The organism is Winogradskyella aurantiaca (assembly GCF_003362725.1).
Lineage (GTDB): Bacteria > Bacteroidota > Bacteroidia > Flavobacteriales > Flavobacteriaceae > Winogradskyella_A > Winogradskyella_A aurantiaca.
The window spans coordinates 32976-48234 of record NZ_QKTV01000009.1 but is presented as its reverse complement, the minus strand read 5'-3'; the positions used below and the strand labels follow the sequence as shown (position 1 = coordinate 48234).

The 15259-nt window shown below is 37.1% G+C and carries 13 protein-coding genes; 9 read left to right on the top strand and 4 right to left on the bottom strand.

The features are described from left to right. Positions 1-20 precede the first annotated feature (20 nt). Positions 21-1130, bottom strand: coding sequence for an adenylate kinase (locus DN064_RS13455; protein ID WP_115463184.1), 1110 nt, complete (start codon positions 1128-1130; stop codon positions 21-23). 148 nt (positions 1131-1278) lie between these two features. Between DN064_RS13455 and DN064_RS13450 the strand changes: the two genes are divergently transcribed. Continuing rightward, on the top strand, positions 1279-2436 hold the full coding sequence (locus tag DN064_RS13450; RefSeq protein ID WP_115463183.1) for a 5-(carboxyamino)imidazole ribonucleotide synthase: 1158 nt from the start codon (positions 1279-1281) through the stop codon (positions 2434-2436). A gap of 11 nt (positions 2437-2447) precedes the next feature. Further along, positions 2448-2927: a 5-(carboxyamino)imidazole ribonucleotide mutase gene (gene purE, locus DN064_RS13445; RefSeq protein WP_115463182.1), complete on the top strand. Its 480-nt coding sequence runs from the start codon at positions 2448-2450 to the stop codon at positions 2925-2927. A 169-nt stretch (positions 2928-3096) separates the two neighbouring features. Here purE and DN064_RS13440 read toward each other — a convergent pair whose 3' ends face one another. Continuing rightward, a complete protein-coding gene (locus DN064_RS13440) occupies positions 3097-4116 on the bottom strand; it encodes a LamG-like jellyroll fold domain-containing protein (RefSeq protein ID WP_115463181.1) in 1020 nt (339 codons plus the stop codon). Between the two features lie 91 nt (positions 4117-4207). Here DN064_RS13440 and DN064_RS13435 point away from each other — a divergent pair, with 91 nt between their 5' ends. From DN064_RS13435 to DN064_RS13425, 3 genes are read left to right on the top strand one after another with little or no spacing between them, the layout of a single operon-like run. Further along, positions 4208-6235: a M3 family metallopeptidase gene (locus tag DN064_RS13435; RefSeq protein WP_115463180.1), complete on the top strand. Its 2028-nt coding sequence runs from the start codon at positions 4208-4210 to the stop codon at positions 6233-6235. 51 nt (positions 6236-6286) lie between these two features. Further along, a complete protein-coding gene (locus DN064_RS13430; RefSeq protein ID WP_115463179.1) occupies positions 6287-6841 on the top strand; it encodes a sigma-70 family RNA polymerase sigma factor in 555 nt (184 codons plus the stop codon). Between the two features lie 25 nt (positions 6842-6866). Further along, the gene (locus tag DN064_RS13425; protein WP_115463286.1) at positions 6867-7133 is read left to right on the top strand and encodes a hypothetical protein; all 267 of its coding nucleotides are present in this window, start codon (positions 6867-6869) and stop codon (positions 7131-7133) included. Here DN064_RS13425 and DN064_RS13420 read toward each other — a convergent pair. Continuing rightward, positions 7101-7940: a UbiA prenyltransferase family protein gene (locus tag DN064_RS13420; RefSeq protein ID WP_115463178.1), complete on the bottom strand. Its 840-nt coding sequence runs from the start codon at positions 7938-7940 to the stop codon at positions 7101-7103. The genes DN064_RS13425 and DN064_RS13420 overlap by 33 nt on opposite strands. Before the next feature lie 118 nt (positions 7941-8058). Between DN064_RS13420 and gcvP the strand changes: the two genes are divergently transcribed. From gcvP to DN064_RS13400, 4 genes are all read left to right on the top strand, one after another. Beyond that, a complete protein-coding gene (gene gcvP / locus DN064_RS13415; protein WP_115463177.1) occupies positions 8059-10908 on the top strand; it encodes an aminomethyl-transferring glycine dehydrogenase in 2850 nt (949 codons plus the stop codon). Between the two features lie 150 nt (positions 10909-11058). Continuing rightward, complete coding sequence (locus DN064_RS13410) at positions 11059-12123, top strand: 3-oxoacyl-ACP synthase III family protein (protein ID WP_115463176.1); 1065 nt, start codon at positions 11059-11061, stop codon at positions 12121-12123. A 22-nt stretch (positions 12124-12145) separates the two neighbouring features. Beyond that, entirely contained in the window at positions 12146-12676 is a 531-nt protein-coding gene (locus tag DN064_RS13405; RefSeq protein ID WP_115463285.1) for a class I SAM-dependent methyltransferase, read from the top strand. A gap of 8 nt (positions 12677-12684) precedes the next feature. Next, the gene (locus DN064_RS13400) at positions 12685-13533 is read left to right on the top strand and encodes a glycosyltransferase (protein ID WP_115463175.1); all 849 of its coding nucleotides are present in this window, start codon (positions 12685-12687) and stop codon (positions 13531-13533) included. Here DN064_RS13400 and pafA read toward each other — a convergent pair. Continuing rightward, the gene (gene pafA / locus DN064_RS13395) at positions 13530-15188 is read right to left on the bottom strand and encodes an alkaline phosphatase PafA (protein ID WP_115463174.1); all 1659 of its coding nucleotides are present in this window, start codon (positions 15186-15188) and stop codon (positions 13530-13532) included. The two genes, DN064_RS13400 and pafA, sit on opposite strands and share 4 nt — an antisense overlap. Positions 15189-15259 lie beyond the last annotated feature (71 nt).

Genomic DNA, 15259 nt, shown 5'->3' with positions numbered 1-15259 from the left:
TTCTAATATTTTAATTAAGCTTATAAGGCATCTATTACAGTGCTAAGGCGATTGGTGATTTCAGAGATATCACCAACACCATCAACACCAAAGTACTTGTCTTGCTTGGTGTAATAGTCTTTTAAAATCGCTGTCTTATCGTAATACTCTTTAATACGATTACGAATAATACTCTTATCAGCATCATCAGAACGGCCACTAGTTTTGCCACGCTCTAAAAGACGATCAACAAGAATATCATCTTCAACTTCAAGAGCTACCATAGCGTTAATTTGAGAATCTTTGGAATCCATAAGTTTATCCAATGCTTCAGCCTGTGCGTTGGTTCTAGGGAAACCGTCAAAGATAAATCCGTTGGCATCGGCATTTTTCTCAACCTCATTATTCAACATATCAATCGTCACCTTATCTGGAACTAATTGCCCTTTATCCATATAGGACTTTGCTAACATCCCAAGTGCTGTTTCATTTTTTATGTTGTATCTAAATACATCTCCTGTAGATATGTGTACAAGACTATATTTTTCTTTTAAAAAGTTTGCTTGAGTACCTTTACCAGCCCCTGGAGGGCCAAATAGGACAATATTTGTCATGTGTTGTGTTGTTTTTAACTGGTATACTTCTGGTAAATCCCTTCCCAAACCTTCGTAGTCTAAACCATAGCCAACAATAAATTTATTAGGGATGTTTATCCCTACATAATGCAATTTAAAGTCCTTTTTATAGGCTTCTGGCTTATGAAACAGTGTAGCAATGGTCAGAGATTTTACATTTTCATTTTTAAATATGCGGTGTACCTCTGCAAGTGTATTTCCAGAATCAATAATGTCCTCCAAAATCACAACTGTTCGTCCAGTTAGATCTTGAGTTAATCCTATCAGGCGTTGGATATCTTCTGTAGATTTAAGTCCTGCATAGGAAGCCAATTTAATAAAGGTAACCTCACATGGTTTAGGATATTTCTTTACGAAATCACTAACAAACATGAAGGATCCATTCATGATCCCAACAAATACTGGAACCTCATCACCAAGATCAGTAGCTATTTCATCCACCATTCTTGTTACAGCAGCGTCAATTTGCTCTGCACTAATGAACGGTTTAAAATATAGATCATGTAACTTAATCATCTGTATTGCAGAAATTAGAAGGGCAAAGATAATCATACTAGTATTAATTATCGTTTTTGATGGTATATTTTAAAGTATGCTTTCCTATCGTGTATTTTTGCCTTACAGATAAAATGCACTTACTTTTGCATCTTATAGAATTACTGAAATGAATTATTTCTCTTCGGATTTTAAACTTGGAATTTTAGGTGGAGGGCAGCTGGGTAAAATGATGCTTTATTATACCAGAATGTATGATATTTACACATTAGTGATTGACCCATCCCTGGAAGCCCCTTCTAGATTGGCTTGTAACGAGTTTTACAATGGTGATTTAATGGACTATGATACAGTGCTTGATTTTGGAAGAAAGGCGAACATGATCACCATTGAGATTGAAAATGTCAATGTTGATGCACTTGAGCAATTAGAAAAAGAAGGAAAAACAGTCTACCCACAATCCAAGGTTTTAAGAACCATACAGAATAAAGCAAAGCAGAAACTGTTTTATAGAGATCATAATATCCCAACAGCTGATTTTAACCGTTTTGCTTATACTTCAGAAATTGATGAAGCGGTTGAAAATGGAGGCTTATCCTATCCATTTGTATGGAAAAGTGCTCAATTTGGTTACGACGGTACGGGAGTTAAGATAGTACGTCGCTATACAGATTTAATTGACCTACCAAATGTAGAATGCATCACTGAGGAATTGATTCCCTTTAAAAACGAGCTTGCTGTTATTGTAGCTAGAAATGCCAATGGCCATTTAAAAACCTACCCAACTGTTGAAATGGAGTTTCACCCTGAAGCTAACCAAGTGGAGTATGTTATTTGCCCTGCTAGGATACCCATTGAAATTCAACGAAAAGCTGAATTGATAGCCTTAAAAACTGCTGCTGCATTTGAACATGTAGGCTTATTAGCCGTAGAAATGTTTCAGACTGAGGACGACGAGATTCTAGTGAATGAAGTTGCTCCAAGACCTCATAATTCTGGACATTATTCAATTGAAGGAAGTTATACCTCGCAATTTGAGCAACACATTAGGGCTATATTAAATTTACCACTAGGGAATGCAGACAGTAAAGTTGCTGGAGTTATGGTTAATTTAGTAGGAGAAGAAGGGTATACTGGCCCGGTGGTTTATGAAAATATTGAGGAAATTATGGCTCTAGATGGTGTGACACCACACATCTATGGAAAACAAATGACAAGACCATTCAGAAAAATGGGCCATGTAACCATTGTTAACAAAGACATGGACAAAGCCCGAATAATGGCGGAAAAAGTAAAACGAACCATTCGTGTAATCAGTAATAATTAGAGAAATAATAAATGGCAAAGGTTGGAATAATTATGGGTAGCAATAGCGACCTTCCGGTGATGCAAGATGCAATTGATATTTTAAGTGAATTAGGAATCCAGACCGAAATTGATATTGTCTCGGCGCACAGAACACCCGAGAAGATGTTTGATTATGGAAAAAATGCACATCAACGAGGACTAAGAGTAATAATCGCTGGTGCTGGTGGTGCTGCTCATCTCCCCGGCATGATTGCTTCTTTATCCCCTTTACCAGTGATAGGTGTACCTGTTAAAAGTCGCAACTCAATTGATGGTTGGGACTCTGTTTTATCGATCTTACAAATGCCTGGAGGTGTCCCTGTGGCCACAGTGGCCTTAGATGGAGCGAAAAATGCCGGGATCTTGGCAGCGCAGATAATTGGGTCTTCTGACGCAGAGGTACTGGATAGAATTATTGCCTACAAAGAGAGCTTAAAAGCTAAAGTAATCGAAGCTTCAAAAAACCTCTAAACCAGAAAAGCCTCAACCTGCGGTTGAAGCTTTTGGCTATTAATCAATCTTTGTACAAGACAATGTCTTTAAAAAGATGGCACAAAGATACAAATCGTTGTATCAATGCGCCTCTTAATATGTTGTTAAATTAAAGATTATCAGTTAGTTAATAACCTTTAATTCAGATTTAATACTTACGTTGTATTAAAACCTTCTTACTCACACTCATTCCCTGATGGTTAATTCTAAGAATATAAACACCATCTGATAATTCACTTACCGGCAATTGAGTGGTATTAGTGTTCTCAGCCGCTACTTTCCCAATTAAATCATATAAAACTAATCCTTCAGGTAAAATCCCGTCTGTAGACTCTACATTTAAGAAGTTATTTTCTACGTAAATCTTAAACTCACTTTGTGTAAAATCCTCAAGGCTAAGAACATTTCCTGAAGATTCCTGAGTGTCAAAATCGCCATCATCATCCTTAAACACCATCACATTACCATCAATAAATGCAATCAAATCTTCACCTCTATCAGAGGTAGGATCAGTAATAAGAACATTCATGTTTGTCATAATTTCTTGCTCTGTTCTTACATCATCCCAGATTCTGAATCCATAAATTCTACCTTCATAGAATAATTGAATATTATCTGTATTGGTAACATCACCTAAACATTCTTCAACGTTTCCATTGGTACCCCAGGTATCACAATCAGGATATCTTGCTGGACCTTGAGTTCTTGCAATCTCAAAATTTCCAGGATGGAATGGCAATTCAAAATAATTGGTATTAGTTGCCTGAAGTTGTCCGTTTAAATAAAATAGTAATCTTGATGCATTGTCCAATACTAAAGCAACATGATACCAAGTATTATTGGCAACAGGAGTTCTAAACCAGATTGATTTGTTATTTCCACCATTGTTTCGGTAAGAACCAACATACAGCTCACCGTTTTCAACATAGAACTTAATAGTGTTTACCTGTGCACCTTCCTTGTAAAAGACCTGACGATCAGTACCATCGGTTACTTTAAAATAGGTTTCTATAGTTCTATTCTGAACTGTTGTCGTATTAATATTGTCAGAATCTGGCATGATAAAGAATTGATCAACACCATTAAATGACAACCCATCATTTGGCCCTGGTTGAGCCACTAACATAAAGGTTAGCGTTAATGTAATTAATAAAGTAATTTTTTTCATGTTATAATAATTTGATTTGAGATTTTGGCAGCAATTAACAAATAACACTAAGAATACCTGTAATTTTGCAGTTTAACAGTTAATATTTGCGATGAGAGGCATTTCTTATAACGGAATCTATAAATCCGCTGAATTCAGCAAGATAGATGAAAACGAATGGTTAAATGCGTTTAAAACAGCTATTGCTGAAGCTAAAATTGAGATAGAAGAAATAACAGCAAACTCAGAGTTACCCAGTTTTGAAAACACAATTGAAGCTCTGGACTATTCTGGTGAAGGTTTAGATCGTATTAGCAGTATGTTTTTCAACCTTAATTCGGCAGAAACGAATGACAATCTACAGGCCATTGCACAAGAAGTATCACCACTATTATCAGAATTTAGTAATGACATTACCTTAAACAAAGAGTTATTTCAAAGGATTAAAGTACTTTATGATCAAAAGCATAAATTATCCTTAAATCCAGAACAAGATACCTTACTAACAAAAAAATTCAAGTCGTTTTCTAGAAATGGGGCCAACCTTCCCGACAATAAAAAAGCAGAGCTCAGAAAAATTGACAAACAACTAAGTCAACTCAAACTAAAGTTTGGCGAAAATGTGCTAGCCGAAACCAATGATTATCAGCTACATATCATCAACCAAGAAAATCTTTCTGGGTTGCCTGAGGGCGCCATTGAAGCGGCTAAACAAATTGCAAAAAACCAAAGTAAAGAGGGTTGGGTTTTTACGCTTGATTACCCTAGTTATATACCTTTTATGACTTATGCTGATAATCGTTCTTTGAGAGAAGAACTTTCAAAGGCGTTTGGAAAAAAGGGGTTTGCTAATAATAGTTTTAATAATGAAGAGATTGTTTTAAAAATTGCCAACTTAAGACATAAACGCGCCAATCTACTGGGCTACAAAACTCATGCTCATTTTGTACTGGAAGAGCGTATGGCCAAATCTCCAGACAATGTGATGGAGTTCTTAAACTCTCTTCTTGAAAAGGCAAAACCGGCGGCAAAGAATGAGTTTGAAAGACTTGAAAAGTTTGCAAAGGAATTGGATGGTATAACATCCTTAGAAAAATGGGACTCCGCCTACTATTCTGAAAAATTGAAACAAAAGTTATACCATTTAGATGAAGAACAGTTAAAACCCTATTTTAAACTTGAGAATGTTATCAATGGTGCTTTTACTGTTGCTGAAAAACTATTTGGGTTAAGATTCCAACCGATTTCTTCAATTGATGTCTACCATAAGGACGTTAAGACTTACAAAGTCGTTGATGATGAAGGAAATTATGTGTCCCTATTCTATGCAGATTTCTTCCCGCGACCAGGAAAAAGAAACGGGGCCTGGATGACCTCCTTTAAACCTCAAATGTTTAAAGATGGTGCCAATGAACGCCCGCATGTTTCAATTGTATGCAATTTTACCAAGCCAACTGAGACTAAACCTTCACTACTAACCTTTAATGAAGTAACAACACTTTTTCACGAGTTTGGCCATGCCCTTCACGGTATATTAGCAAATACCCAGTATCCAAGTCTTTCTGGAACTAATGTGTTCTGGGACTTTGTAGAGTTGCCTAGTCAAATATTAGAAAATTGGTGTTATGAAGAAGAGACACTTAAATTGTTTGCCACTCATTATGAAACTGGTGAGGCCATTCCAATGGAGCTTATTCAAAAAATCAAGGATTCATCAACTTTCCATGAAGGCTTACAAACCTTAAGACAAATTAGCTTTGGCTTGTTAGACATGAATTGGCATGGCATTGAGGACATTTCTAATGTTGTTTCTGTAAAAGAACATGAGTTGGAGTCCTTTAAGCACACACAACTATTTCCAGATGTAGCCGATAATTGTATGAGCACATCTTTTGCGCATATATTCCAAGGAGGTTATTCATCTGGTTATTATAGCTATAAATGGGCAGAAGTACTGGACGCTGATGCTTTTGAATATTTTAAAGAAGAAGGGATTTTTAATAAATCGGTTGCCAATAAATTTAAAGCCTTTGTACTGTCCAAGGGAGGCACAGAAGATCCCATTAAACTTTATGAACAATTTAGAGGTAAAAAGCCCGAACCTGAAGCACTATTGCGTCGTGCCGGATTGATAAATTGATTCCTATAATAAAATAAAAAAAGTCTATTTTTGGATTGAAAGAAGTTGTCAATGGCCCAACACCAAATTGATCCCAATAAGTGGATAACACAGTATTCTGACTATCTCTTCAATTACACGATTACCAGAGTTAATGACAGAGTAATTGCTCAGGATTTAGTCCAGGAAACCTTTCTGGCTGGACTTAAATCAATGGCCAATTTTAAAGGCGAATCCAGTGAGCGCACCTGGTTGATTGCTATTCTTAAAAGAAAAATCATTGACTATTACCGAAAAATAAATTCTAAAAAAGGTAAAGCTGAAGTACGCGTTAATTATAACTCTGACAGTGAAAATGAAGGTGATTGGCTTGAAGAACAAGTGGCTGACCCCTTTGACAAAACTGCAGAAGATACCATAGAAAACAGTGAACTAGGTGATGCCATATACAACTGTATGGACAAGTTGCCAGAAAAACAAGCGCAAGTATTTAAGATGAAGACCATTTTAAATTATGATACTGAAACAATTTGTAATGAATTAAATATCACTCCGTCTAACCTGTGGGTCATTATCCATAGAGCCAGAACAGCATTAGCGGAATGTATGGAAGACAACTGGTTTTAAGTTGGCTAGAGATTGGGAAGAAATTATGAAAAAGAGTTTTTTATTTATTAGCTGCGAGGAAGCGAAACACATCTGCGACAAGGTACAGTACAATGAAGCTACGGGGTGGGAGCGCTTTAAATTAGGTTTACGCTTAACCTGGTGTCAGATTACTCAAAAGTACTCCAAGCAGAACAACAAATTAACTGAGTCTATGGATAAAGCCTCTGTTGAGGCTATGACCCTTAATGAAAAAGAAGAATTACAAAAATCTTTTGAATCAGAATTGGCGAAATACCAAAATCAACCCTAACCAGAGTATAGGAATCCCTTCCACCCAAAAAGAACTGTAATATTCCGACTGCTTTTTTTCAGATTTCCATATGAGTAGTGCGGTGATCAGTATTACCGTTACTAGAATTAAAGTTTGAGTTACACTAATGCTCGTCTTTAAGAATTCCAAAAGGCAAATTACGCACAGCATAATATACCCTGCTATTTTAGCATTGAAAACCCCCAACACCTGAGGTATGGTTCCAAGGGACTTATGATCATATTTCAAGTCTCTAATCTCAAATGGAATCATCAAGATCAAAACCCAAAGGAATCGTTGGATTACTAGAATCAAATCCCCCAACAGCAACATTCCTCTCGCATCCATAATAGGAATAACAACCGTTGTAAAGGTCCAAACTGTAGCAATAATAAAGACCTTTACACCACTCAGCCCTCTAAGGTTGTTCATCGTTATAGAATTTGATCCTTTAATTGAAATTGGCATAGCGTAGAAAAATGTCAGGAGTGTCATAAAGCAAAGCGCAATTAGTAAATCGCTTTTAAATCTCGAAACATAGCTCAAAACCATTGCTAAGGAAAAAATTGAAAGTATTTCAATTAATCGGTACCAGGTAGGTCTTCCCTTTTCAAAAATTACGTGAAAGCCTAGATACTTTACAAAGTTATAACCCAGAACTGTTGCAAAAAATACAAATCCAATAACCGTATTTGAAACCTCTAGTTGTAAATCCCAATAAGAAATATAGGTAAAACTCACGACGGCAAGAGCAACGTGCAGACTCGCATTTAAATAAAAATTCATTAGAGTCTTAAGGACCTTCATAAAGCTAAAATAATCATTGTGTTAATAACCATCTGAATCGGTTAAAAACTTAAGTTATTCTTAGCACTTAACCATGTAATAATATGTATTTTTGCAACTTAAAAAAGCTATTCCAAAAATGAATACATCCTCTTTTGCGTTAAGACACATTGGCCCTAGTGAAAAAGAGCAAAATCAAATGCTTGCAGCTATTGGGGTATCATCTAAAGAACAACTTATTTCGGAGACTATTCCTGCCGAAATTAGACTTGAGAAGCCTTTAAATTTGGATAAAGAATTAAGTGAATTTGAATTTTTAAATCATATTTACGAATTATCTCAGAAGAACAAGCTCTTTAAAACTTACATTGGACTGGGATACCACCCCTCCATTTTGCCATCTGTGATCCAAAGAAATATTCTTGAAAATCCAGGATGGTATACAGCATATACTCCTTATCAGGCCGAAATTGCTCAAGGACGACTTGAAGCACTTCTCAATTATCAAACCATGATTATTGATCTGACGGGAATGGAAATTGCCAATGCCTCACTGCTTGATGAAAGTACTGCCTCGGCTGAAGCTATGAGCCTTCTTTTTGCCGTAAGAGAACGTGATCAAAAGAAAGCTGGTGTCAACAAATTTTTCGTGTCCGATCGCATTTTACCTCAAACCTTGTCGTTGCTGCAAACCAGGGCTAATCCAATAGGTATCGAATTGGTGGTTGGTAATGAGGAAGAGTTTGATTTTTCAAATGAGTTTTTTGGAGCCATTATTCAATATCCAGGAAAAGAGGGTGATATAACGGATACAAAGAGCTTCATTGAACAAGCTAACGCCAATCGCATTAAGGTTGCCGTTTCAGCAGATATATTAAGCCTTGTATTATTGGAAGGACCCGGGAAATTTGGGGCTGATGTTGTAGTAGGAACAACCCAACGATTTGGAATTCCTATGGGATACGGTGGTCCTCATGCTGCCTATTTCGCTACAAAAGAGTCTTATAAACGCGACGTACCAGGACGAATTATTGGTGTAACTAAAGATTTGAATGATCAGCGTGCATTGCGTATGGCACTCCAAACACGCGAGCAACATATTAAACGAGACAAAGCTACTTCAAACATATGTACAGCTCAGGTTTTATTGGCTGTTATGGCTGGAATGTATGCGGTATATCACGGTCCTGAAGGACTTAAAGATATAGCAAACCGTGTCAATAAATCAGCCGCAAAGCTGGCTAGTTCCCTGGAGCATTTAGGATTGAATCAAGTTAATAGACACTACTTTGATACAATTAAAATCGAGGCCAGTGCCAAGGAAATTAAAGAATTAGCAGAAGCAGCAGGTATCAACTTTTACTACCCAGGTGAGGATACTGTTTCAATTTCTGTAAACGAAACAACGAGTCTTTCAGATTTAAATGAAATCATTGGACTTTTTGAAACCTATACTGGTAAAAGCACACCAAAAATCACTGCGATTGAAAGTGCGGATACCCTTCCAAACAATCTCAAACGTCAATCTGAGTTTTTAACGTATGATGTGTTTAACAGCTATCACTCTGAGACAGAGTTGATGCGTTACATCAAAAGGCTTGAACGTAAAGATTTAGCATTAAATCATTCCATGATTTCTCTTGGGTCCTGTACAATGAAATTAAATGCGGCTACAGAAATGCTACCGCTTAGTTGGAGTAGTTGGGGTAGTATTCACCCCTTTGTGCCAATTGAACAGGCTCAAGGTTACCAGGAAATGCTGAAAGCTCTAGAAGACCAATTAACCGAGATTACTGGATTTGCCGGAACATCATTACAACCAAATTCAGGAGCTCAAGGAGAGTTTGCCGGATTAATGGTTATTAGGGCTTATCACGAATCAAGAGGTGATCATCATAGGAATATATGCCTGGTACCATCGTCAGCGCACGGAACCAACCCTGCTAGTGCGGTTATGGCAGGAATGAAAGTGGTAGTAACTAAAGCAGATGAACACGGAAACATTGATGTGGAAGACTTACGCCAAAAAGCTGAAATGCACAGTGCCAATTTAGCAGCATTAATGGTGACCTATCCATCTACTCATGGGGTTTACGAATCAGCGATTAAACAAATAACACAGATCATACATGACCATGGTGGACAAGTGTATATGGATGGGGCCAACATGAATGCTCAAGTAGCACTAACCCATCCTGGAAATATTGGAGCCGATGTGTGTCATCTTAACTTACACAAGACTTTCGCCATACCTCATGGTGGAGGTGGCCCGGGTGTGGGACCAATTTGTGTTGCTAAACAATTAGTGCCATTCTTGCCAGGAAATCCCATTATTTCGACAGGTGGCGAAAATGCTATTACCGCTATTTCAGGAGCGCCATTTGGTTCAGCCTTAGCCTGCATAATTTCTTATGGCTATATTAAAATGCTTGGCTCTCAAGGTTTAAAAGATGCAACGGAGGTTGCTATTTTAAATGCTAACTATATCAAAGAACGGCTGGATGGATACTTTAACACACTATACACTGGAGAAAATGGTCGTGCTGCCCACGAACTTATTATCGACTGTAGAGAATTCAAGGCAAAAGGAATTGAAGTTACTGACATCGCCAAACGGTTAATGGACTATGGCTTCCACGCTCCTACAGTGTCTTTTCCAGTGGCCGGTACCATGATGATTGAACCAACTGAAAGTGAAAGTAAAGCTGAGATGGATCGTTTTTGTGATGCCATGATTTCTATTCGAGCAGAAATTGATAAATCATCTCAAGATGAGCCAAATAATGTGCTAAAAAATGCACCGCATACCTTGGCAATGGTAACCTCAGACGAATGGCTGTTCCCTTATTCGAGACAAGAAGCAGCATATCCATTACCATTTGTTGAAGACAACAAATTCTGGCCTACTGTGAGGCGTGTTAATGAGGCCTACGGGGACCGGAATTTAATCTGTAGTTGCGCACCAATTGAAGACTATATCGAAGCATAATTTAAACCGTCCTTTTGGGCGGTTTTTTTATGAATTTTTCATATTTATATCCGCTTGGATGCGTAATTCGCAAAAATACATCCAACCTATGCTATTTTAACTAATAAATGGGTTCATTTAAGTAGTTTCGTTAAAATAACTAACAATGCTATGGGAATTCAAATAATTGGAACTGGGAGTTATGTGCCTAGTAGTATCGAAAAAAACGAAGATTTCATAAATCATCAATTCCTAAATAATGATGGTTCGGCCTTTAAACACGCGAATGATGTCATCATCAAAAAGTTTAAATCTATCACCGGAATAGGTGAAAGACGCTACGCCGACAACCATCTTACATCATCAGACCTGGGCTATCTTGCTGCTGAACGTGCTATTGAGGATGCGGCTATCGATCCTGAGACGATTGATTACATAATTGTTGCGCATAATTTTGGTGATGTAAAACATAATACGGTCCAAAGTGATATCCTACCTTGTCTGGCAGCTAGGATTAAGCATCATCTTAGAATAAAAAATCCAAAATGTGTGGCCTATGATATTTTATTTGGTTGTCCAGGTTGGGTTGAAGGTGTAATTCAAGCACAGGCCTTCATGAAGGCCGGAATGGCTAAGACTTGCCTTGTTATAGGAACTGAAACATTATCGAGAGTGGTTGATGTGCATGATCGGGACTCAATGATTTATTCAGACGGCGCTGGGGCAACTGTTTTGTCTATCGATAATTCAGAATATGGTATCATGTCACATGAAACGGCAAGCTACACCTTGGATGAAGCATTTTACTTGCATTTTGGAAAGTCGTTTAACAAAGACCTTTGTCCCGACACCAAGTATATAAAAATGGACGGCAGAAAAATCTATGAATTTGCGCTGACTAACGTTCCTAAAGCTATGAAAGAGTGCCTTGATGCAAGTGGTTGTGATATTAAAGATTTGAAGAAGATTTTTATTCATCAAGCCAATGAAAAAATGGATGATGCCATCCTTGAACGTTTTTACAAACTCTACAATACAGAGATCCCTGATGATATCATGCCCATGAGCATCCATAAATTTGGAAATAGCTCCGTGGCCACAGTACCAACCCTATTCGATCTTGTAAAAAATGAAAAGTTGGGAAGTCATGAGCTAGATACAGGTGATATTATTATGTTTGCAAGTGTAGGTGCTGGCATGCATATCAATGCCATCACTTATAGATATTCTGAATGAGTTTATTGTTTGTAAATGGTCAATGTATAAAACTGTTCCTAAAAAAAGGTATGAGCTTACCTTAGATTTCATTGGTACACATTTAAGTACAGAAGAACTTATTTTAGATCTTGGTGTTCCAAACCCGTTGGCAGAATTAATGAAACAAAAAGGTTATTCTGTTACCAACACCCAAGGAGAAGATTTGGATGAAGACCAAAGTGCAATCTCCAATTCAAATGCTACTGTGGTTACAGCTTTTGAAATATTTGAACATTTACTGTCGCCGTACGAGGTCCTCAAATCTATTAAAGCAAGAAAACTTGTAATCAGTGTACCTCTCCGATTATGGTTTTCCCCAGCTTACCGAAGTAAAACTGATCCATGGGACAGGCATTACCATGAGTTTGAAGATTGGCAGTTAGATTGGCTATTAGAAAAAACTGGATGGAAGATAATCAATAGAAAAAAATGGACGCATCCTGTTAACAAACTCGGACTAAGACCAATTCTGCGCTATTTTACAAACCGCTATTATATAGTTTATGCTGAACGCACACAAACTCCGAAATAGGATACATCTTGAAAGTTGCGATCATCATACCGGCCCATAACGAAGCAGATTTCATTTGTCAAACACTTGATTCATTAATTGAACAAACCATTACACCATATCAATTAATTGTCGTTAACGATAATTCCAGTGATGAGACTGGAAATCTGGTTCTAGAATACTGTAGTCAACATACTTGGATTGAATTAGTGGATATTGAAAGCTCAAATGATCATCTCCCTGGTTCTAAAATAATTAATGCCTTCAATGAAGGTTTTAAATTGGTAAAACAAGATTATGACTTCATTTGTAAGTTCGATGCAGACTTAATTTTTCCAAAGAACTATCTAGAAAAACTTATGTCCCATTTCGATGGACATCACAAACTTGGTATGGCATCAGGATTTTGTTATATCGAAAAAAAAGGCACTTGGGTGTTAGAAAATCTAACCCGGAAAGATCATATTCGAGGTGCTTTAAAGTGTTACCGTCGTGCCTGTTTTGAAGAAATTGGTGGCCTCAAACCAGCTATGGGCTGGGATACTGTTGATGAGCTCATTGCCTCATATTATGGTTGGGAAATATTAACTGATGACTCTTTAAAGGTAAAACATCTAAAGCCTACTGGACACACCTACAACAAAGCAGCAAAATTATTGCAAGGTGAGGCAATGTATAGAATGCGCTATGGTTTAGGTATAACAGCTATTTCAGGCTTAAAGCTAGCTTTAAAAAAACAGAAGCCACGTTTGTTTATGGACTACCTACAAGGTTATTTTAAAGCTAAAAGAATTAAGCAAGAACCTTTAGTTACAAAGGATCAAGGGGCTTTTATCCGCCAAAAGCGATGGAAAGGAATTTTCCAGAAATTATTTTAATCTAACACAATTTCTAAGGGTTTTCCAGTAGCTCCGTTTGGAAAACTAATACCAAGTAACGCTGACATAGTTGGTGCAATATCTGGAATTGTCGTTTTTTCTAATGTTTGACCGTGAGATATTCCTTTCCCAAAAAATAAAAGAGGAACATGGGTGTCATAATTAAGACCACTTCCATGAGTTGATCCTGTTTTACTATATGCTATGTGAGCAATATCATCCACAATTATTACGTCTCCTGATCTTTTCTGGTTAAACCCATTTTGTAGCAATGCTTCTATACCATGAGTAAAATTGGTGCTGTTCATGGTCGTTGCTGTATAAACCTTTGAAATATTAGGATAGCTTATTTGTTCATCAACCAAGGCTTGTTCAACTTCGTGAATATCCAAATTAAGTTCTTTTAGAACTTTTTTGTTAAGGAAAATTTGATTGTTACTTACATTCTCAACCAATTCATTAGTGCCATAAGTATTAAATAAAAATTCCTGAAAACGCCTTTTTCGATCATTGTAATCCAGATAGCCAGCTGGTATATTTACCGATTGCAAATATGCAGGGACGTCTACAGCACCATGGTCTGCCGTTAAAAATACAGTATATTCACCTTCACCAACAAACTCATCTAGATAATTAAATAAACGCTCTAGGTCTTTATCTAATCTAATATAAGTGTCTTGAACCTCTTTAGAATTAACGCCAAAATTGTGTCCTATGTAGTCGGTGCTAGAATAACTTAGAGCTAATATATCAGTATCCGAGTCTTGACCAAGTTGCTCACCTTTAATAGCCGCTATAGCAAAGTCAGTAGTTAGTGCATTCCCAAAAGGTGAGGTTTTTATAATGTCATATCCACCATTAGCATCTTTTAACTTGTTAAGATCATAAGGAAAAGTTGCGGTTTCCTGTCCGTTAAAACCTGTCTCAAAATTATTAAGATCATCCCCGCTTTGCTTGTAGGTATCTATTGGGTCATATGTGTCCCATACTTTTAAATACGCCTTAACAGCGCCAGATGCGTTAAACTCATTGACCCATTCTGGTAATTCCTCTCTGTAAAAATCACTAGTGATCCACAATCCTTCATCAGCACCATGAAACCAATAAGCAGCATTGGCTGTATGGCCTGCTGGCAAGATAGCACCCCTATCCTTTATGGCCACTCCTATTGTTTTTCCCCGCATTTGAGTAAACAAACGATTTTCATCTGCAAAACTTGTAGTCAGCATCTTATTTGGCGACATCTTACCAGCCATAGACTCTGTTCCCACAGATCTAACCTTGTAATCAGATGCACAATAAACTGTTTTCTTTAATTCTTTATCGTACCAATTATTAGAAATAATGCCGTGGTATTTAGGCGTGGTACCTGTATAAACCGATGCGTGCCCTGGTCCCGTATAAGTAGGCACATAATTAAAGTGATTGTTTTTACAATTAAATCCTTCTCGCATCATACGCTTAAAGCCACCTTCACTGTAGTGCGATTGGAATCGCGTTAAATAATCATATCGCATCTGATCAACCACAATTCCTACCACAAGTTTCGGAGCTACCTCAGATGAACTTGATCTCGAAGTGTTTGATTTTGATTGATCAATACAAGAAGAAAAGCTTAAGGTTATAAAGAGTAAATAAAGAACTGTTTGCTTCATTTTAATGGTCTTTCGTCACTGTTGTCAAAATTACAACTATTGTTTTATCTTCATTTAAAATTGCATTAATA